The 20,412-nt window shown below is 51.6% G+C and carries 14 protein-coding genes; 6 read left to right on the top strand and 8 right to left on the bottom strand.

From position 1 onward, the window contains the following. Positions 1 to 3: 3 nt before the first annotated feature. From ACM615_RS11715 to ACM615_RS11745, 7 genes are all read right to left on the bottom strand, one after another. Complete coding sequence (locus ACM615_RS11715; RefSeq protein ID WP_113878171.1) at positions 4 to 1,371, bottom strand: SrfA family protein; 1,368 nt, start codon at positions 1,369 to 1,371, stop codon at positions 4 to 6. Positions 1,372 to 1,570: 199 nt separating this feature from the next. Further along, the gene (locus ACM615_RS11720; protein WP_159282768.1) at positions 1,571 to 2,626 is read right to left on the bottom strand and encodes a hypothetical protein; all 1,056 of its coding nucleotides are present in this window, start codon (positions 2,624 to 2,626) and stop codon (positions 1,571 to 1,573) included. Between the two features lie 345 nt (positions 2,627 to 2,971). After that, positions 2,972 to 4,027 (bottom strand): hypothetical protein, encoded by a 1,056-nt coding sequence (locus ACM615_RS11725; RefSeq protein ID WP_431011936.1) that lies wholly within the window; start codon positions 4,025 to 4,027, stop codon positions 2,972 to 2,974. 222 nt (positions 4,028 to 4,249) lie between these two features. After that, the gene (locus tag ACM615_RS11730) at positions 4,250 to 5,143 is read right to left on the bottom strand and encodes a dihydrodipicolinate synthase family protein (protein ID WP_159282770.1); all 894 of its coding nucleotides are present in this window, start codon (positions 5,141 to 5,143) and stop codon (positions 4,250 to 4,252) included. Between the two features lie 50 nt (positions 5,144 to 5,193). Then, positions 5,194 to 6,639, bottom strand: coding sequence for an MFS transporter (locus ACM615_RS11735; RefSeq protein ID WP_129640041.1), 1,446 nt, complete (start codon positions 6,637 to 6,639; stop codon positions 5,194 to 5,196). Positions 6,640 to 6,905: 266 nt separating this feature from the next. After that, positions 6,906 to 8,153: an LVIVD repeat-containing protein gene (locus tag ACM615_RS11740; protein WP_159282771.1), complete on the bottom strand. Its 1,248-nt coding sequence runs from the start codon at positions 8,151 to 8,153 to the stop codon at positions 6,906 to 6,908. A 9-nt stretch (positions 8,154 to 8,162) separates the two neighbouring features. Continuing rightward, complete coding sequence (locus tag ACM615_RS11745) at positions 8,163 to 9,230, bottom strand: sugar ABC transporter substrate-binding protein (RefSeq protein ID WP_431011937.1); 1,068 nt, start codon at positions 9,228 to 9,230, stop codon at positions 8,163 to 8,165. A gap of 221 nt (positions 9,231 to 9,451) precedes the next feature. Between ACM615_RS11745 and ACM615_RS11750 the strand changes: the two genes are divergently transcribed. Further along, entirely contained in the window at positions 9,452 to 10,534 is a 1,083-nt protein-coding gene (locus ACM615_RS11750; RefSeq protein WP_431011938.1) for an oxidoreductase, read from the top strand. Positions 10,535 to 10,600: 66 nt separating this feature from the next. Here ACM615_RS11750 and ACM615_RS11755 read toward each other — a convergent pair whose 3' ends face one another. After that, positions 10,601 to 10,912, bottom strand: coding sequence for a hypothetical protein (locus tag ACM615_RS11755; protein WP_120163594.1), 312 nt, complete (start codon positions 10,910 to 10,912; stop codon positions 10,601 to 10,603). Between the two features lie 845 nt (positions 10,913 to 11,757). On the opposite strand from ACM615_RS11755, the gene ACM615_RS11760 reads away from it, so the two are divergent. From ACM615_RS11760 to ACM615_RS11780, 5 genes are all read left to right on the top strand, one after another. After that, positions 11,758 to 12,753 carry a VirK/YbjX family protein gene (locus tag ACM615_RS11760; RefSeq protein ID WP_431011939.1) on the top strand — a complete coding sequence of 332 codons (996 nt, stop codon included), beginning with the start codon at positions 11,758 to 11,760 and terminating at the stop codon, positions 12,751 to 12,753. Between the two features lie 413 nt (positions 12,754 to 13,166). Then, positions 13,167 to 14,732 carry an MFS transporter gene (locus tag ACM615_RS11765; protein ID WP_113878183.1) on the top strand — a complete coding sequence of 522 codons (1,566 nt, stop codon included), beginning with the start codon at positions 13,167 to 13,169 and terminating at the stop codon, positions 14,730 to 14,732. An 86-nt stretch (positions 14,733 to 14,818) separates the two neighbouring features. Next, the gene (locus ACM615_RS11770; protein WP_431011940.1) at positions 14,819 to 16,987 is read left to right on the top strand and encodes a right-handed parallel beta-helix repeat-containing protein; all 2,169 of its coding nucleotides are present in this window, start codon (positions 14,819 to 14,821) and stop codon (positions 16,985 to 16,987) included. 73 nt (positions 16,988 to 17,060) lie between these two features. After that, positions 17,061 to 17,741 carry an oligogalacturonate-specific porin KdgM family protein gene (locus ACM615_RS11775; protein ID WP_129640034.1) on the top strand — a complete coding sequence of 227 codons (681 nt, stop codon included), beginning with the start codon at positions 17,061 to 17,063 and terminating at the stop codon, positions 17,739 to 17,741. A gap of 972 nt (positions 17,742 to 18,713) precedes the next feature. Then, positions 18,714 to 20,375, top strand: coding sequence for a Na/Pi cotransporter family protein (locus tag ACM615_RS11780; RefSeq protein WP_113878205.1), 1,662 nt, complete (start codon positions 18,714 to 18,716; stop codon positions 20,373 to 20,375). Positions 20,376 to 20,412 lie beyond the last annotated feature (37 nt).

The raw sequence follows: 20,412 nt of genomic DNA on the forward strand, positions 1-20,412 counted from the left end.
GTCTTATTTACCTTCGCGCTTAATCGTCATTGGGTAAACCGTGTCGCCGTTATAACGGCCCTGACACACGGCAGCGCCAGTCGCGCCCTGGGTACAACTGATTTCCGGCATCTGATAGCGGGAGCCGTCACTGCATTTCGCTCTGTAACGGGTATTGATCACCAGATTCCCTGACTGCATCAGCCCGGCATTAACCGGCGCGCGACAGGTAACACCTGCACCATAGGTAATTTTCACCGTACCCTGACCCTGTTTGAACTGATAACGCAGCACCGGCGGCTTGCCGGTAACCGGGTCTTTGATTTCAACGATGCCATTCCAGTTGCCGTTGAGGAATTTCGTCGAACCGATTTTTACCGCATCCGGCGGAAGTACCAGCGCATTTTTGCTGACTGGCGCTGGGGCAGGCTCTGCCACTACCGGCGTTTTCTCGACTTCCGCGACCGGCTCTGGCGCAGGCACCACTACAGCAGCAGGCGCGGCTTGCGGGGCTTTCACTTCTGATGCTTTCACTTCTGATGCTGTAACTTCCGGTGCCTTCGCAGGTTCAGCAACCGGTGGCGGGGCGATCACCGCAGGTTCGGCTACCGGAGCAGGTTTCCGGGTTTCGGTTTGAGCTATCTCAGCTTTCGGTGCAGGCGTGCGCGAATACAACCAGCCCGCAGCCGAACCGGCCACGACCAGCGCCGCCACCGGCAGTGCCCAGATCAGTGGCGATATTTTACGGCGCGGTGCAGCAACCGGTTCAGGCGTGACGGCCTCCTGTTCTGCGGCGCGCGCCTCAATGGTTTTTATCACACGCAATGGCGCTTCAGGCGCGATAACCGGTTCAGGCGTTTTGACTTTTTCGGCGGCCAGCGAAAGTGAAGGCAACGGTTCGTCAGCTTTGAGCGTATCGCGCAGGGCGGCAAAAGGTTCGGCACTGGCTGTGCTGTCGAGGCTGACAAAGCCCCAGAACGTCAGAACAGGCTGGCCGCCGACCAGATAAACGTGGTTCTGATCCGGAAAACGAAAGGCTTTTTCCAGTAGCGCACCAAAAAACTGACTGGCTGATTTTTCAGAGGATTTAGCGGCTTTGCTGATTTGCGACACGACATCGAGGCAGTTTTCCAGCTGACGTAAGGCCGAGGCACGCGCCGCGTCCGTGGCAGCCGCCCAGGAAACCACTTTGCCTTCGCGAGGGGAATACCAGTCGAGACGGTCACCGGCCTCATTGAGTTGAGGAATAGCCAGACAATCCGCGATTGCGGGTTGTTTACGCAGGCGTAAGGTTTCCCGTAATTGCAGGGCTGATGCGTATACCGGCTGCCCGTTTTCGCCCAGCGCGAGGATGTCGTTGAGACTGCCACTGCGTAAAAATGATTTTGCCACGCCTGAATAGCCTTTAGTGGTTTTGCACCGCGCCAGCGCGCAGGCAGAAAAGGTTCATGATGCTGCCACCTTAAGCGATTTAAGCGAAATCAAACGGGGGAATAAGGGTCAAAAAGGGTGGCTGTTTGTTGCGTGACATAAAAGCGGCGGCATCCCCCCGCGGGAGGGTGTCGCCGTTAAAATAGAGGGGAATAGCAAATTATCTCAGAAGATCGCGTGAGGCATGTAAAGCCGCCACATATTCCTGCAATTCCGCACCACGGTTTTTAAGCCGCATCTGGCTCTCAATGCTTGCCATAATATTAAGATGCGGTGAACGGATATTGATGATTTCGTGCACGGAATGATAGCCGCCCCCGACGAACAGGGCGATAGCGGACAGGGTTATCTGATCAAGCTGAGACTGACTCAGTTTATCGTCCAGAACATCTGCCGCCGTAAATAAACAGGCGGTGCTGCCCGAGATAGAAGCCAGCAAAGGATTATCACGATCAAACATGCGTTCAACAAATGCCGGACTGCCGTCTGCCAGTTTATGACTGATACGGGTACGGAAAAGCGGTCTGTTTTTCGTCAGGCCGTTAATGGTTAATATTTTTTGCAGTTTCGGATCAAGCTGACTGAAGACGGCTTGGTCAAGAATACCGATATCTTCACGGTAGGTATTCGACATCACGCCACTGCGTCCCCTCACGGTGAACAGACTGTCAGGCCTGTTTCTTTGCACTATTTTTGCTACCGGAGGAACATTATCTTTAAACAGAAATGGGTATTTCCCCGCATCATTAATGGCATGATTGATGATAAATTCACCCATAGCCTTAACTAGCAGTATTTTTTTTGCGAAAATTTCTGCTGAATATTCTGATGACAGAAGGGTGGAGGTAATATCCTGTTTGAATACCCTTGCAAACTGGCCAGTGGTATCTACATTTTTTTCAACTTCCTTTGCAAAAAAATCAAATTCTTCAGAGCCGTTATTCTTTAACCATATCTTCGCAAACTTAGCGCAAAGAATATAAATCGTCTCACCAAAAACAGGGGCATTCCTGAGAATAACGGCGGCAGCCCAGGATTCCTGAACCGTTTTCTCTATATTGTTGAAATTGCGATCATGTACCAACTTCCCCTGAAACTCATAAGTATGGCTTAACTTTCTTTTCGTGCTGGTGAGTTGAGCAAGTTGTTTGTTTTTCAATCTGTATATAAATAAATCATCTTTGGACTGGGATCCATTTCTTGCCTGTGGCAGCATAAATTTCCTTATTATTTAAAAGAATCACTTCTGCAAAAAATCAGATTTCATTTTTTGGCAGCGGAGTCTAACACAAGGAAATAACCAAACGGATTAAATCGTTAGTTTAGGTTTATTAATAAACTTAATGAATAATAGAAATGGAAAATATCTATTAATAAGATAAATGGTTCTGCTTTGCCGACAGGGCGCAGGACTTAAAAGTCAAAAGGCTGCCATCCTGAGCAATTTCAGCGCAATCATAGGGATGGTAATCAACAAAAAGGGTGAATGCAGAAGCCGTGACGTAAAAGCGGCAGCATCCTCACTGTGCAGGACCCTGCCGGTAAAAAGCGGGGGAATAAATTATCTGAGCCGGTCGCAGGCATCATGTAAAGCCGCGATATATTCCTGCAACTCTGCACTACAATTTTTTAGTCGCATCTGGCTTTCAATGCTGGCGATAACATTAAGGTGTGGTGAACGGATATTAATGACTTCGTGCATAGCATGATAGCCGCCCCCGACAATCAGGGCAATAGCGGAAAGAGTTAACTGATCAAGCTGAGACTGATTCAGTTTATCGTCAAGAACTTCTGCTGCAATAAATATGTCTGCGGTACTGCCGGAGATAGAGGCGAGCAAAGGGTTATCGCGGTCAAACATACGTTCCACAAATGCGCGACTGCCATCAGCCAGTTTGTGACTGATCCGGGTCCTAAAAAGCGGTCGAATTTTCGTCAGTCCATTAATGGTTAATATTTTTTGCAGTTTTGGGTCAAGCTGATCGAAGGTGGCTTTATCAAGAATACCGATGTCTTCACGATAAGTTTTCGATAGCACGCCGCTCCGCCCCCTGACAGTGAACAGACTGGCCGGTCTGTTCCTTTGTTTTATTTTTTCCACCGGGGAGGCATTATTTTTAAACAAAAACGCATATTTACCCGCATCATGAATCGCATGATCGATGATAAACGTCCCCATCGATTTAAGTAACTGTATTTTTCTGACGAACATTTCTGCTGAATATTCTGCAGACAACAGAACAGAGGTAATATCCTGTTTGGATATTCTTGCAAACTGACCATCGATATCAACATCTGCTTCAACTTCTTTTTTAAAAAAAGCAAACTCCTCAGAGTTATTACTTTCTGACCATATGCTCTTTAACTTACCGCAGAGTTTATAAACCGTTTCGCCGAAGACATTGGCATTCCTGAGAATAACAGCAGCAGCCCAGGACTCCTGAACGGTTTTCTCTATGTTATTGAAATTACGATCGTGCGCCAACTTATTTTGAAACTCGTATGTATGGCTGGTATTTTTTATTGTCTGAGTGAGTTTCGCGAGTTGTTTATTTTTAAGTCTTTGAAGAAAAAGGTCATCTTTGGACTGATGCCTACTTTTTGCCTGTGTCAGCATAAATATCCTTATTTTTTAAATAATCACATCGACGAAAGTTGAAACTTCATTTTTAGGCAACCCAGTCTAACACAGGGTGAAAGGCAAAAAGAGGAACTTTCTATGTATCAGAAATTAATAAACATGATGAATAATAGCAATGCCATCTATTTATAAAATAAATAACTCTTACCTGCTGCGCAGATGAAATAAATATCGGCGGAAATATTTCCGCCGCGAATATCAGGCTCGCAAATTAAGCTGTTCAATAACACGTGCCAGTCGCTGGCGTTCATCACCCGTAACAGACTGAAGCGGTAACGGCAGACATGGGGCAGAAACCAGGCCGAGAATTTCTGCGGCGGCTGCCACAACGCGCAGGCTTCCGTGCTGGCGGAACAATTCCCATAACGGCTCAAGCTGTGCCGATAAAGACTGCGCAGTTTGGGTATCCCCGTTTTGTGCTGCACGTGTGATCGCCACCGGAATTTCCGGGAACAATCCGGCAATGACCGAATACCACACATCGCCGCCCTGCGTCAGAACCGTGGCAGCAGCCAGATCACCCGCCGCGCCGAGCGTCACATGCGCCGGAACCAACGGACGAAGCGCCGCCAGACGTTTTTGCGTGGCAACAGGGTCAGCAGATAACCCGGGGATTTTGATACTGGCAACATGCGGCAGTTGCGCGATGCGCCCGTAAAGCCCATCGGTGAAATCAAAATGCGTCGTGGCAGGATTATCGTAAACGCACAACGGCACCGAAAGATGGCGGGTCACCGTTTCATACAACGTGAAGACTTCATCACTGGTGAGTTTCTGATACGACACAGGTGCCAGTAATACAGCACTCACCCCCGCCCGCTGGGCATCTTCCGCAAGGTGCAGCACGTCAGAGGTACGCACTGAACCGATACTGACCATCACGGGAATACCCTCAGCGTGTTCTACCGCCAGCCGGGCAACGCGGTCACGTTCACTGTGTTTCAGATAAGCATAACTGCCCGTCGAGCCCAGTGCGCCGATGGAATCCACACCCGCACTCACCAGACGCGACATTAGCCTGACAAAAGATTTCTCATCAATGCCTTTATCCGTCAGCGGGGTGAGAGGAAAAGCACTTAATCCTGTGAACATCGGGGTCTCCCAAAGGGGTTAATTAACACGACTCAGCATAGAGCAGCGATTTACTTTTTGCCCGAAACAGATGAACCGGCATCCGGTTTCAGGCGCAACATATCCAGCCAGCCAATCAGGGTCAGCACCGCGATAACAATAAAGGCCACTTTGAAACTCATGCCGGGAACAGACTCCCAGTGCAGCATATCCACCAGTTGTTCACCCAGGCGCGTACCGAGCGCACCGACCGTGATCCCAAGCCCGACCGACAGTTGCAGTACCGTGCTGAACAGCGTATTAGCATCGGCCATTTGTTTTGCAGGCACATCAGAAAAGGCCAGCGTACTGATACCGGTAAACTGCATTGAACGGCTAAGGCCGCCGAGAAACAGCAATAACATCACCAGCCAGTCCGGCGTGCCCGGCGTCAGAAACGCGCAGAACAGCAGTGAGAAAACGCTCAGCAGGCCATTCACCACCAGCACCGGACGGAAGCCGAAACGGCGGATCAGCGGCGTGGTCGCCGGTTTCATCGCCAGATTACCGGCAAACACCGCCAGCACCAGTAAACCGGCATGAAACGGATCCATACCAAATCCGACCTGTAACATCAGCGGCAGCAGGAACGGCACCGCGCTGATGGTCACGCGAAACAACGAACCGCCGCCCATACTGATACGGAATGTCGGGATCACCATCGCCCCCAGATGCACCATCGGCGCGGGGTCACGGTAAAGATGACGCACAGCCAGCACCGAAAGCACCACACCTGCGACCAGTAACAGCCCGGCGGTTGTCCACAAAATATGATCCTGGCTGATCAGCTCCAGACCGGTGACCAGCGAAAGCATCGCCAGCCCGGTGAGCAGGAACCCCGGTTTGTCGAAATGTTTGGGTTCATCGGAAGGTGCCTGAGGAAACAGACGCCACGCCAGCATCATCGCAATAATTCCGAGCGGCACATTGATATAGAAAATCCAGTGCCATGAGGCGTAATGGGTAATGAACCCACCGAGCGGCGGCCCGAGGATCGGCGCCACCAGCGCAGGCCAGGTGAGCGTGGCGATAGCTTTGATTAACTGTGGTTTTGGCGTAGTTTTCAGCACCGTGAGACGCCCGACCGGCACCATCAGCGCACCGCCAACACCCTGAATAATACGCAGAATGATAAACTCACTGACGCTGGTCGCCATGGCACAAAACAGCGAAGCCAGCGTAAAGACGGCGAGAGCAAAGGTGAATACGTTGCGGGCACCAAAACGTTCCGCTGCCCAGCCACTGGCGGGGATCAGTACCGCCAGCGTCAGCATATACGCACTCATCCCGGCATTGAGATCGACCGCTGATACGCCGAAAGAAATCGCCATTTGCGGCAGTGCGGTGGCAATCACCGTACCGTCGATAAACTCCATAAAGAAAGCAGCAGCAACCAATAAAGCAATAACGGAGATCCCGTTACTGGCGGCGGTTTCTCCCTGCGGATGTTCTGACGCATCCGATTTACTGTGGCTCATTGTCTTCTGTCCCGGAAAAACAACATCGCTGCAGAACGCAGCAAAAGATAGATGATAAGTATTAAACCTATCACACACCTTTGGCTGGGTTATAGATCGCATGAGGATCAAAAAGAGCGATTTCCTGTCAGCGGAACGCAGTGAAGGACTCGCCCTGCAACTTAAGGCTGGTACTAAGTCCGGGAAAAAAGCTGGCGGGAAAAGCAAAAACGCCCGCACCTGAAGCCAAATAGATTCAATCCACTAAGCCAGGTACGGGCAGGGCGTCAGCCAAGATATTCGATGATTGATAAACCACCGTTGTAGTCGGTGCTGTAGATAATGCCCTGTGCATCGACAAACACGTCGCAGGACTGGATCACCTGCGGCCTGCCCGGACGTTTATCCATCATGCTTGCTGGTGGCGCGGGCACCAGCGCACCGGTTTCTTTTGGCTGATACGGATTGCTGATGTCGTACGCACGCACTCCGGCATTCTGATAGGTGGCGAAAATCAGCGTCGAACTGACAAAGCTACCGGGACGGTTTTCATGCAGATTATGCGGCCCGAAATGCGCGCCCTTGCTGACGTAATCCCGTTCCTCCGGTTGCGGAAAGGTCGAAATACTCACCGGATTCGACGGCTCGCGCACATCAAATACCCAGATCAGCTTCTCGCCATCTTCCTGATTATCCAGCACCGCTTCATCGAGCACGACCAGCAGATCCCGGTCCGGCAACGGCAGGGCGGTATGCGTGCCGCCGCCAAATGGCGGGCTCCAGTTGCGGTGTGAAATCAGCTGCGGCGCGCTGCGGTCTTTGATATCCAGCAGTGTCAGGCCGCCGTCGCGCCAGCTGGCATAGGCGGTATCACCGCTGATGATCGCGTGATGCAATGCGTAGCGTTTACCTTCCGGCCAGTCCGGCGTTTCACCGCCAGCGGTGTGCATTCCGGGCAACCACCAGCGACCGGCAATCTGAGGATTGCGCGGGTCGGCCAGATCAATGGTCAGGAAAATGTAATCGCTGTAGCCGTCAATCAGCGCGGACACATACGCCCAGCGCCCGCCGACGTACCAGATACGATGCACACCGATCCCTTCAAGCCCGAGAAAGCCAATCTCTTTTGGCTGATCGGGCAGCGAAATATCAAAGATACGTACACCGGCACTCCATCCACGCTGTTGCGTGCCTTGGACTGTCTCGCTGACGGAGCGGGTGTAATAGACTTTTTCATCGGCAAAACGCACGTCGGCGAACAAATCCCGCGCGTTGATCACCAGCAGTAAATCGTCGTGCGCCTGTAAATGCACGTTCCAGGTGCCCGGAGGCGCAGCGAAAAAACCGGCAGGGCGTGGATTTTTAGGGTCGCGCACATCCACAATGGAAAAGCCCTGCGACACCATATGACCGATATAGGCATAACCACGGTGAACCATGACCTGCACGCCGTCAGGTTTTCCGCCCTGATCGCTGTGGCCGATCAGCCGCATATTCCGGCTGTATTCCGGCGTGGGGAGAGAATGTGTAGTCATCTTCAGGCCTTATTTTTTGTGCTGCGCTTCAAGCGTGGCGAACCACGGCGCAATAAAATCATCGGATTTACCCCAGCCCGGGATCACTTTCGCCAGCGACGCCACATTTACCGCGTCAGGATTGCTGACCAGCAGCGCCTGCGGAATGGCTGCGGCTTTGAATTCATAGCTGGCAGGCGTTTTCTCACCGGCAATTTTACTGGCAACCAGACGCATGTTGATCGCCCCAATCAGTTTCGGATCGACCGCCACGCTGACTTTCCACGGGCTGTTGGCTTCGCGCATCAAACCAATATCCTGATTGGAAATATCAATGCTGTAGAGTTTGATTTCGGTACGGCCATTCTCCTGCAGGGCTTTGTACGCGCCCTGACTGAACGCATCCCAGGTTCCCCAGATAGCATCGATTTTGCCTTTCGGGTATTTCGCCAGCAGCGCGCCGACTTTATTTGCGGTATCCCCCTGAACGTCAGAAGACACCGCGCCGACGGATTCCAGCTCATGAATGCCCGGATTGGCGGCTAAGATTTTTTTATACGCGTCCTGACGACGTTCCATTGGCGGGAAACCGGCGACCCACAGTTTGACGATATTGGCTTTGCCATTGAAATCTTTAATCAGCTGACCGACGGAAAGATCGGTGAGCGACGCATCGTCCTGCTGGGTAACGGTCACACCGGGAATGTCACCGTTGACCGCCGTATCAAACACTGAAACGGCAATGCCGCTGGCGGTGATGCGTTTGAGCAGTTCGGTGGAATAGGGATCGCGCCCTTGTGACAAAATAATGCCATCGTATTTCTGGCTGATCGCCTGATTCACAAAGTCCTGGAATTTGGCGTCATCACCGTTACTGAGAAATGTATTCACCTGAAAGCCCAGCTTGCGGCCTTCCTGAATCGCGCCGGAGACAAACTGCGTCGTGTTGTCGTCTGAGCCCAGATTGCGGATCACTGCAATGCGTATCGGCCCTTTATGATCGCTGATGGCTTTCGGTACTGGCGCGGTGCCGGCGGCAAAAGAAGGGAAAACGGAGAGCAAACTTAACGCCAGTAACGACGAGGAAAACAGTTTCATGGTTATTACCCTGTGTGGTTAATCATCATTTTAACGGGAGGACAATTCATGACAGGCCTTGTACAGGCTCTTATATTGAGTTAATGAATTGATTGCCCGAGTTTTGATGACCCGCGAATGAATGGCAACGAACGAAAAGGCATAAGTTAATGCCAAAGATTATTAGCCATCCGGATGTCCGGGCGTAGGATGATAACAGCTTCTAAATTAAGGATTTCCCCATGAGTGAGACAGATATCCGCGTGGTCACCGGCCCCGCCAGTTATTTTTCGTTCCCCGGTGCTATCGACCGGCTGAGCGACTTCTACACACCGGCGCAACTGGATAACGCGCTGTGGATTTACGGCGAGCGTGCCTTAGTGGCAGCACAGGATTTCCTGCCGGAAGCCTTTACCGCTTCGCAGGCCAGACGGGTTCTGTTTAAAGCGCATTGCAGCGAAACCGAGGTGCAGCGTATTGCGGATATTGGCGGGAATGACCGTCAGGTAGTGATCGGCATTGGCGGCGGTGCAGTGCTGGATACTGCCAAAGTCGTGGCGCGACGTCTGGGATTGCCGGTTGTCGCTATCCCGACCATTGCCGCGACCTGTGCCGCCTGGACGCCACTGTCTGTCTGGTACAACAATGAAGGGCAGGCGTTGCGTTATGAAATTTTTAACGACGCTAACCATCTGGTTTTGGTCGAGCCACGCATTATTCTGCGTGCGCCCAAGGAATATCTGCTGGCCGGTATCGGCGATACGCTGGCGAAATGGTACGAAGCCGTGGTGCTCAGCCCGCAGCCGGAAAAACTGCCCTTAACCGTTCAGCTCGGCCTGAATACTGCGCTGACCATTCGGGATGTGTTGCTCAATGAAAGCGAAGCGGCGTTGCAGGCGCAGGATGATAATCAGCTGACGCAGTCGTTTCTCAATGTACTGGACGCGATTATCGCGGGCGGAGGATTAGTCGGCGGACTGGGCGACCATTATACGCGTATCGCGGCGGCGCATTCCGTACACAACGGCCTGACCGCATTGCCGCAAACCGATACGTTTCTGCACGGCACGAAAGTGGCGTATGGCATTCTGGTGCAAAGCGCGTTGCTCAATCAGCCGCAAGTGGTGCAGCAGTTAACCGCACTGTACAAAGTGCTGGATTTGCCGGTCAGTCTGGCGCAATTGCAGGTGGATATTCACGATGAACGGCAGATGTCGCGCCTGATTGAACGCACATTACAGGCCGGAGAATCCATTCATCTGTTGCCTGGAAATCCGAATGCGGAACAGCTGCGGCTGGCATTTGAATTTGTAGAGAATAAATAGTCATGCGCTAATTTATTCTATTCATGTTTTTGTATTCATAAATAAATAACCCGGCATTGACCGGGTTTAATTTAACTTTTTACGTTTAATACTCCTCTGAACTGCTTTCACTATTGCTTCAATAATAACCATTATTAACAGGGTAGGGATCAATCCAGTAACAGACAAGAGCACGACAAAAATATCATCCTGCAATCCAGGCCACGGCGGCTCTCCGTAATCTGGCTTCATCAGTTGATCAAAATAATCCGCGATGGCTATCGATTTGATGTATTCATAATCAATCAGCCAGCCGGGAAAGGGCGACAACAGGTAGTAATCTATAAAAATAAAAAGCGCCAGCCGCACCGCTATCTTACAGAATAAGGCATGGCGCATTCATATCCCCCGTAACATCCGCATTAGTTTTCTAAAAGATGCTTCAATGACGGCTATAAAACACGTAGCAATAATTGATGTAGTAGTCACCGAAAATATTAGAAACGTAAGTTCTTCCATATCCCCGCGGTCACCTGCATCAAATCCTAAAAAAGAATGATAAAACTCCACAACCGGATCAGTTATCAGGTAAATATAGTGTGTGACTGACTCGTTTAAAGGTATCAAAAGCCATGTAATGACAATGAACAGCACCAACCGCCAAACAATTTTCAACGCGCTAGAAATGCAGGCATGGTGCATTGATATCTCCCAGAACTTCAATTTCTCCATACGCTTTTTGGCCTAAGACAGGAATAATCATCGTATGAGCGCGAAGCTAATAATCCCGCAAAACGTTAAAATCCGTATGGTTATAAAAGGTGATACAACCATCAGAAACCCCAGTACCATCGGGTCTGAGAGGATAAGACGAAAATTCCCGCGTTCCCTCGTTCCTATAAATGTCCAATCATCTACGAGAGAATCCTGTCTGGTACGGACATAATCAAATCCCTTTATGTATTGAGGGGTATACGTTATGCCTGTGCAAGAGGTCTGACAATTAGCAGTCCCTGTAAAAAAGACAATTTTCAGACATTTAGTATCTATCCGCGGAAAGCCTTATGTACTCTCCGACGCTTCGCACAATCAGGAGGCAGAAAGAGGTTAATGTCAGGAATATGTAAACGGCAACTAAACGCTCGTCATTTTCCCACCTGCATTGCGTTCTCTTTAATTCTACGTTGTAAAGATGTTTAAAAATCGGGTGATACCGTGATTATTTCAGGCAGCGGAAACCGATCATGGAACACTCATCCCTTAACGAAACCGAATCCCTCAACGGCACATTTTCCTCCGGACAAATCGGCGTTGAAGAAACAATCAAAAAAAGCAGCGGATTCAGCTTGTTTATGGATCTGCTGAGCGGCGCGTGCGTGCCTGATAATCTGTGGCGTGACCGGATGTTCCGTGTGAAATACGCCGTGCGTACCTTGCTGCACCCGCTTGATACCCTGAAAGTGCTCAATAAAATGGCCAGTGAACCCGTCTGGCAGGAAGCATTCAGCATTCAAACCAAACTGCCCAGCAAAATCCACAAACCCTATCTGCATCTTGGCCTGCCTTCTGCCGGTCGTGCGGATGCGCTGGTGGATCACTACGAGTTCGTCAAAAGCCTCGAAAACGTGCAAATGCGTAACACTTTCCTCAGCGAAAAGGGGAACACCGTGACGCAGTTCACCGGTAAAGATGGCGAAGCTTTCCGCGTGGTACTGGGTTCCATCGGTAAATCCGAGCGCGAAGGCGAAGCCAATATGTTCCTGTATATGGAAGACACCTTGCTGGCGGCGCTGACCTTCAGCATTGTGCAGCGCCCGGAAGGGCCGACGATGATCGTCGGGGGATTCCAGGGCGCACACCGCTCGACGCCACATGAAGTCATTAAACAGGCGACGAAATCCTGTTACGGGCTTTTCCCAAAACGCCTGCTGCTGGAAAGCCTGCAACGCGTCGCGGCAGAGACCGGCGCTCAGCGCATTCTGGCCGTGAGCGATACCGGCCACGTTTTCCGCAGCCTGCGCTACCGTCACCGCAAGAAAAATGTGTTTGTCGCCAGTTATAACGAATTCTGGGATTCCATCAGCGCGACGCCGTATTCCTCGGCACTGTATGACGTACCCCTGGAATTGCCGCGCAAACCGATGGAAGAGATTGCCAGTAAGAAACGTTCCGAATACCGCAAACGTTACACGCTGCTCGATGAACTGCATGAAAGCACTGCGTCGCTGCTGAAAAGCTGACAGCAACATCCTCAGAATTATGACTCGCTGTAGCAGGCAACAGGGCCAGGGAATGGCCTTTCTGCCTGAATTTGCACGCCATAGCCCCGATAACGCCCGCCAGATGCTCGACCTTCACGGAAAATTCCCTTTAGAAATTCTTATCTGCACTTTGCTTAAGCCACGGTTTCATAAGTCGTAGTTATCTAATCATTCGAATTAAAACCAATTCATTCCCAATAGTCGCGCAAATTGTGTATTAATTATGAATGATATTGTTACACGTATCTCAAAACTGACCGCTCATTCGTACACTCCTGTGTCAAATGTGAACTAATTCACATCTATTCATTCGCCTCGCCTATATAAAACGCCATATCCATAAAATCGAAACAGCGGTTCAATTTTATAATCACTCTCCGGGCGGGACGACTATGAACGCAGAAAAACCAATTCTTTTCAGACACCAGCTGGCCTATGGCGGCGGGAACTTACTGGGCAGCGGGGCACTGGCAATCGCCGGTATCTGGTTGCTGTACTTCTACACCACGTTTTGCGGCCTGACGTTGTTGCAGGCTTCAGCAATCTTCTCTGTCGCCAGTATCATTGATGCTATCAGTAATCCGCTGATGGGTTATCTTTCTGATAACTTTGGCAAAACGCGTCTCGGCAAACGTTTTGGCCGTCGTCGTTTCTTTATTCTGCTCGGTGTACCGCTGATGATGTTCTACCCGTTGTTATGGGTCGAAGGCTTCGGTTTCTGGTATTACCTTTCCACCTATGTGCTGTTCGAACTGATTTACACTTCGGTGATGGTGCCTTACGAAACACTGGCCACCGAAATGACCACTGATTTCTCAGCCCGCTCTAAACTGACCGGCTACAAAGCGATTTTCGGCAAAGTGGCGAACTTCCTGGCGGCCTTTATTCCGGGTCAGTTCATCCTGATTTACGGCAAAGATTCCGCTGAGCCGTTCTTCTTCACCGCACTGACTTACGGCGTCATTCTGTGTATCGCCATCGGCCTCTTATATTTATCTTCCTGGGAACGTCCGGTGGAAGAAACCACGCCGGTGGATGAGAAGAAAATGACGCTGGGCAAAACCATGCTGACGCTGGTGCGGGACATGAAGTCCACGTTCCACCTGCGCGTATTCCGCAAGCATCTGGGCATGTATTTGTGCGGGTTCGGCGCGGAATGGCTGTTCGCCTCGGTGTTCACGTATTTCATCATCTTTGTGCTGCAATATGATCCGACGATGGTGGCCGGGCTGAGCAGTCTGAACTCTATTCTGCAGTTGTTCTCCACCGCCATTTTCATCGGAATTTGCGTGAAGCACGGCTTCAGCAAGCCTTACATTCTGGCGCTCGGCATCGTTGTATTCTCGGTCGTATGCTACAGCCTGCTGCACTTCCTGCATCTGCCGCAACAGTACGCGACCGTGGCGATGCTGACGATCACCGTGGTGTTTGGGATCGGCACCGGTGGCGTGTATTACATTCCGTGGACTGTTTACACCTTCCTGGCTGATATTGATGAAGCCTTTACCGGCCGCCGCCGGGAAGGGATTTACGCCGGTGCGATGACCTTCTCCGGCAAACTGATGCGCTCGGTGATTGTCTTCGTGATGGGCGCGATTTTAAGCTTCTACGGTTTCCAGTCTAAATCCCATACGCAGCCTGAAAGCGCGGTAACGGCGATTGCGCTGGTGTTCTGCATCGGCGTGATAGCACTGGCACTGATGGCGATGGTATTCAGCCACCAGATGAAACTGAACCGCAAAACACACTTAGTGGTTCTGGGGGAAGTGGCGCGTATCAAAGCCGGCGGGGCGATCACCGACGTTCAGCCGGAAGTTCGCGCAGTGATGGAAGAACTGATCGGCTATCCGTATGAAGAATGCTGGGGCAACAGCAAAGTTTGCCGCAAAATCTTCGACACTCCCGCCGTTGAACTGGACGCGACTAAACCGATGGTCAGCGCCACGCAAAAACCGTAACCCTGATTTAACTCTGCATTTCTTACTTCACCGACTGGCCGGGAAACCGGCCAGCGACCCCTCACGTTTTTAGGATAAGAACGATTATGCGGGCATCAAAATTTGTTATTGCCGCGCTGTCCCTCGGGATGTGCGCACAAAGCAGCGCCGCTGCATTGCCTGACGCCAGTAAACTGGTCTGGCGCAGCATCACGTTTGGTCAGTCTACTGACGTCAATTTTGCCACCAACGTTTTGCCACAAAAAATCGGCATGAACGAAACCCGGCTCGCTGACGGTAAACCGGTACCTGCCGCCGGCACGTTGCTCAGCACGCCGTTTACGCTGGAAAGCCGCGGCGGCAAGGTCGGTAACAGTCATGATGGCTTAACCTACTTCTATACGAAATTACCGGCTGACGTGAATTTCCGTCTTGAGGCCGATTTCACCCTCAACCAGTTCGGGCCGGAAAACGGCGCAAAACCGGCAGGGCAGGAAGGGGCCGGATTACTGGTGCGCGATATTCTGGGTACGCCTCGTGAACCCGTGACCAAACCCGGCATTGAAGAATTACCGGCCGCATCAAATATGGTGATGAACAGCGTAATGGCTAGCGGCGATAAACCGCCGGTTCTGGCGCTGATTGCCCGTCAGGGCGTGCAACAACCGTGGGGAAATACCGGGATCAGCATCGTGCGTGAGAGTTACCACCGGCTGACCACGCCTGCACATTTCTCATTACGCCTGACCCGCACGGATAACAGTTTTGATGTCGCTTACGCGCCGCAGAGCAGCGACCAGTGGATCAGCCAGTCCGTTGCTGGGGCTGACCGTGTGACGCAGCTGGATAAAACCGGCTATTACGTCGGATTCTTTGCTTCCCGCAATGCCAGCATCACCGTCAGTCACGCCAAACTGACGCTGGATGAAGCGCATACCCAACCTTCCGCACCTTACGTGACACCGTCACTTAGAGCGCGTATCGAAGTCATGTCATCGCCACTGATCACCCGGCGTGACAGCGTGATCCAGTGGCGTACCAACGGTGACGGTCAGTTGCAGATTGATCAGGATGGCAAACCTTTACTGCGCCAGACCGCCGTTCGCGGCGGCGAAGTGATGACAGCGCCATTCCACGCACAGCAGCCTGTCACGCCGTTACAGATAATTTTTACGCCGGATAACGGCACACCGGTCACGCTGGAATTTCCGCTGAAAATGGCACTGGTCAGCAACCCTGATGAATTGCACGTGTCCCCGCAGGGCGAGGCCGGTAACGACGGTTCCGCGCAACATCCGCTTGATTTCGCCAGTGCCGTTAATCTGTTAGCGCCGGGCGGCACCTTGTGGCTGGCAGAGGGGGAATATCCGGCTGGCGTGATACCGGCAACGGCCAGCGGCACGGAACAGAATCGCAAAACGCTGCGAGCGCAGGGCGACAACGTGGTGTTTAACGGGCTGAAGCTCGATGCGAGCTTCTGGAATATCCGGGACATTACTGTCACGCAGAAAAGCTTCCACATTGCCGGCAGCTACAATCATATTGACCGCGTGAAAGCCCATCACGCCGATGATACCGGCATCTGGGTCGCCTCACCGGACGGCATTGGCCGTGCGCTGTGGGCCAGCCATAACCTGATCAGCAATTCAGAATCCTGGGGAAATCAGGATCCGGGACGCAAAAATGCCGACGGTTTCGCGGTCAAAATGCGCGTCGGAGAGGGTAACCGGCTGGTGAATTGTTATTCGCATGACAATGTTGACGATGGCTTTGACCTGTTCAACAAAATTGAGGACGGCCCGAACGGCAGCGTGACGATTGAAAACAGTCTGTCTGTTCACAACGGCAGTAACGGTTTTAAACTGGGCGGTGAAGGATTGCCTGTCGCACACATCATCCGTGACAGCGTGGCGGTCGAAAACGGCATGGACGGTTTCACCGATAACTTCAACCCCGGTGCGCTGGTGGTCGAAAACAACCGCGCGCTGGACAACAAACGCTTCAACTTCCTGTTCCGCCCGTCGCCTTACACCACGGCCGACAAGCAGGGCACCTTCAAAGGCAATCTTTCCTTGCGCACCTCGCCGGGTAAATATGACGATGCCGTGACCGGCAATGTGGACGACAGCAATTATTTTTATACCGGCCACAAAACGATGAATAAACAAAATAAAGAAATTCAGCCCGGAGATTTTATTTCTTTGCGGCTGCCGGATCCGATAACCCGTCTTTCAGACGGCGGATTTAATTACGCTGACTTTCTGAAGAAAAAGTGAATGCAGCGCAGTTAAAAAGCAATACCCATTTTAAATAAATAATATTACTCAATATCTCTGGGATCTAGAACTAATGAAAAATTGCAGACTGATACTCTGCGGCTTACTGCTGGCCAGCGCCAGCAGTCATGCCGTGACGATTGATCTTCGCCATGAATGGCTGGATGACAGTAAACAGCATAAAGACCGCGCGATGGTGTCACACCGTTTCGCTAACGGGTTTGGTTTCTCGCTGGAAGCCAAATGGAAGTCCGGCGGTGACAACCCGAACAAACCCTTTAATAATCTGGTGGATAACGGTACTGAAAGCACCATAAGCTATCAGTATAAGATCACCCCTAAAGTGTTTATCCAGCCTGGCTTCACGCTGGAGTCCAGTTCTGACAGCAGCATCTATAAACCTTTTTTAACCGCAGGCTATACATTCGACAACGGGATCTATTTTAATGCCCGTTATCGTTATGAATATACCCGTTATACGAAAGAGAATACCGAAGACCGTAAAACTAATCGTGGTGAAATCTGGTTAGGTTATCGGATTGCCGACTGGCGCTTTGAATATAATTATATTTATAAACACAGCGATCAAATCCTTTACGACAATGATAAATGGGATTATGAGCAGGATCTGAAAGTCGCTTACAATATTAATAAGCAGTGGACGCCTTATGCGCAAATCGGCAATGTGTCTGTGCGGAAAACCACTGACGAAAGACAAACACGTTTCAGGTTAGGGATCCAATATAATTTCTGATGTTATCACATTCGGGTGAGACATCTGTCAGCCGGTCAGCGAATGCTGTCCGGCTATTTCTTCACTGAAATATAAACGAAACATATCAAGCAATGTTTTCGGGTTGACAATAATATAGCGCATGGGTAAATTGCACGAGCCGCAAGTAGCGGCCTTTATTAACTTTACATAAGAGACTAATGGACACTGTAACCAGTAGCTTGCCGGATGACGCTGATATAGCGTGCCGGAACAGTAAACATAAAATCGATTGTGATCATTTCATCGTTTGGGTGTGCCTCGCCAGAGCCTGATGCTCTCGTGTAATCCTGCCTCAACCTGAATGTCACGGTCCCGAGGTGTGTTATGAAGTTCAAATCTACCCTTTTTTCTGATGTCAAAACAATGACATCCACTTTGCGTGTCCGCCCGTCCCGTGACAGGATGTTGGCTGCCCGCAAGAAAGACGCATCGTCTATTTTTTCCTCTAAAATCAACAAGATTAATCACCGCGTTACCACGTGGCGGGTCAGTCCTGTCACCGGTCAGCTGGAACAACGCTGTATCGTTTCTGACAGCGAAGATCCACATAGTCGGATTTCCTTTCACTGATTCAACGTCAGCATTTCGCTGCACTGAACATCGTCTTGACACATGTCTGACGGCTTTGGTCGTTTTATTATTTCTTTAATAAAATTCCAGCGTCAGTTATGCATCAATAAAAGACACATGATCGATTTCACTCTGTTTATTAACTTTTTAATTAAAGGAAAATAAACGGCGGGGAATTCTGCGCGAAAATAATTAAATACCGATCACTGAAATAAGGTGAAGGGTTTCTGCTGTCTGAAAATAACAGACTGCGGTTTCATCTGCGCGTTATCCGGTGACAGGAGCATCACCATGACTGTACCGGCTTTTATCGTGACCTTGCTTTTCGTAACGGTTTTCACACCACAAAAACAACCCTGAAAAAGGGGAATGACAATGATTATGACGACTCAATCCGGAACCACACTGCTTGTGCATCTGGCAGGCGCCATCGCGCTGCTGCTGTGGGGTTCTCACATGATTTCAACCGCGCTGCAACGCGGATTTGGTACGCCGCTGCGTCACTGGATGGGGCGGCATCTCACTAACCGCTGGATGGCGCTGCTTGCTGGCGTCGGGATTACCGGCCTGTTGCAAAGCAGCACCGCGGTCAGCCTGATGGCGACTTCATTTACCGCCGCCGGAACGCTGAGCCTGGCACCGGCGCTGGCGGTTATGCTCGGCGCGAATGTCGGGTCGACGCTGGTGGTTCAGCTGATGAGTTTCAACACCGAAATTGCCGTTCCCTTGCTGATACTGAGCGGATTTGTGGTGTTTAAACTTCGTGACCATTCCGGTTTCGAAAGTGCGGGCTGCGCGCTGATAGGCCTCGGCCAGATGCTGCTGGCGCTCGGGATGCTCAGCGCCACGCTAGGACATATCGAAACCACGCCGGTATTTCATGCGGTGATGCAGGGGCTGGAAGGCGACACGCTGATTGCGCTGATGGTTGCCATTATTCTCACGCTGGTTTGTCACTCGAGCGTGGCGGTGATTTTGCTGATTGCCTCGCTTGCTGCCACTGGCGTGATGACACCGGTTACCGCGATGGTGCTGGTTCTGGGTGCCAATATCGGCGGGGCGCTGCCGCCATTACTGAACGCGGGTTCAGCCGTGGCTCGCCGTCTGCCAGCAGGCAATTTGCTGGTGCGCGGTGCGGGATGCGTAGTGGCTCTGGCGCTGATGCCGCTGCTCGGCAAACTGGCCGCCGCTTTCGAACTGACCACGCCGCAGCTGGTGGTGATGTTTCATACCGCGTTCAGCGCCGTTCTGGCCATTATTTTTATCGGGCTGACCGGTCCGCTGGCGCGCGCACTGGAGCGGTTTTTCCCGGAAGAACCGCGTCCGGCGGATCCGGGTATGCCGATGTATCTCGACGAGGCGGGGCTGGATATTGCCTACATCGGGTTGTCCAATTCCGTGCGCGAATCACTGCGGGTTGCGGACATGCTGAACGTTATGCTCGACCGCCTGCGTGCGCTGTTTGCCGCTCCCGATCCGCTGAAAGCAGGCGAAATCAGGCAGGCCGATCAGTCACTCGACGGGCTGAGTGCGGCGATCCGCGCCTATCTGGCGGATATCGGGCAGGAAGGGCTGAGCGATTCAGATGCCGACCGGGCGCAGGAAATCCTGATGTTTGTCATTAATATCGAGCACGCAGGCGACATTCTTTCCAGCAGCCTGACGCAGCTGGCAACCCGTCGCGGACGCCGTGGCGAGCAGTTCAGCGCATTCGAACTGCACAATATCGGCCTGCTGCACGCGGAAATCCTGGTGAGTCTGCGTCTGGCGATCACCGCATTTCTTGGCGAGGATCTGGCGGCAGCGCATCAGCTGGTGGCGCGTAAAGAGGTGGTACGTCAGATAGAGGCGACAGCCAGCCGCGAGCACTTCAGAAAGCTGCGTGACGATAAAAATGCCTGGGCGGAATCCGGTGATATTTTCCAGCGCGTGCTGCGTGATTACCGGCGTGTGCATCATCACATTGCCGCCGTCGCCTATCCGGTGATTGACCGTCTGAGCGATGACGAAATCGTAACTGATGAAAGCGAGGCAAACGCATGAGTGACATTGTCACGTTTATCGGGATTTTCTGAGAATA

The organism is Rahnella sp. PAMC25617 (assembly GCF_050606005.1).
Classification (GTDB): domain Bacteria; phylum Pseudomonadota; class Gammaproteobacteria; order Enterobacterales; family Enterobacteriaceae; genus Rahnella; species Rahnella variigena.

Excerpts from the sequence above, each read along its gene's own strand:
- ACM615_RS11720 (WP_159282768.1), bottom strand. The coding sequence starts at position 2,626 with ATGCTGCCACAGGCAAGAAATGGATCCCAGTCCAAAGATGATTTATTT.
- ACM615_RS11725 (WP_431011936.1), bottom strand. The coding sequence starts at position 4,027 with ATGCTGACACAGGCAAAAAGTAGGCATCAGTCCAAAGATGACCTTTTT.
- ACM615_RS11730 (WP_159282770.1), bottom strand. The coding sequence starts at position 5,143 with ATGTTCACAGGATTAAGTGCTTTTCCTCTCACCCCGCTGACGGATAAA.
- ACM615_RS11735 (WP_129640041.1), bottom strand. The coding sequence starts at position 6,639 with ATGAGCCACAGTAAATCGGATGCGTCAGAACATCCGCAGGGAGAAACC.
- ACM615_RS11740 (WP_159282771.1), bottom strand. The coding sequence starts at position 8,153 with ATGACTACACATTCTCTCCCCACGCCGGAATACAGCCGGAATATGCGG.
- ACM615_RS11745 (WP_431011937.1), bottom strand. The coding sequence starts at position 9,230 with ATGAAACTGTTTTCCTCGTCGTTACTGGCGTTAAGTTTGCTCTCCGTT.
- ACM615_RS11750 (WP_431011938.1), top strand. The coding sequence starts at position 9,452 with ATGAGTGAGACAGATATCCGCGTGGTCACCGGCCCCGCCAGTTATTTT.
- ACM615_RS11755 (WP_120163594.1), bottom strand. The coding sequence starts at position 10,912 with ATGCGCCATGCCTTATTCTGTAAGATAGCGGTGCGGCTGGCGCTTTTT.
- ACM615_RS11760 (WP_431011939.1), top strand. The coding sequence starts at position 11,758 with ATGGAACACTCATCCCTTAACGAAACCGAATCCCTCAACGGCACATTT.
- ACM615_RS11765 (WP_113878183.1), top strand. The coding sequence starts at position 13,167 with ATGAACGCAGAAAAACCAATTCTTTTCAGACACCAGCTGGCCTATGGC.
- ACM615_RS11770 (WP_431011940.1), top strand. The coding sequence starts at position 14,819 with ATGCGGGCATCAAAATTTGTTATTGCCGCGCTGTCCCTCGGGATGTGC.
- ACM615_RS11775 (WP_129640034.1), top strand. The coding sequence starts at position 17,061 with ATGAAAAATTGCAGACTGATACTCTGCGGCTTACTGCTGGCCAGCGCC.
- ACM615_RS11780 (WP_113878205.1), top strand. The coding sequence starts at position 18,714 with ATGACGACTCAATCCGGAACCACACTGCTTGTGCATCTGGCAGGCGCC.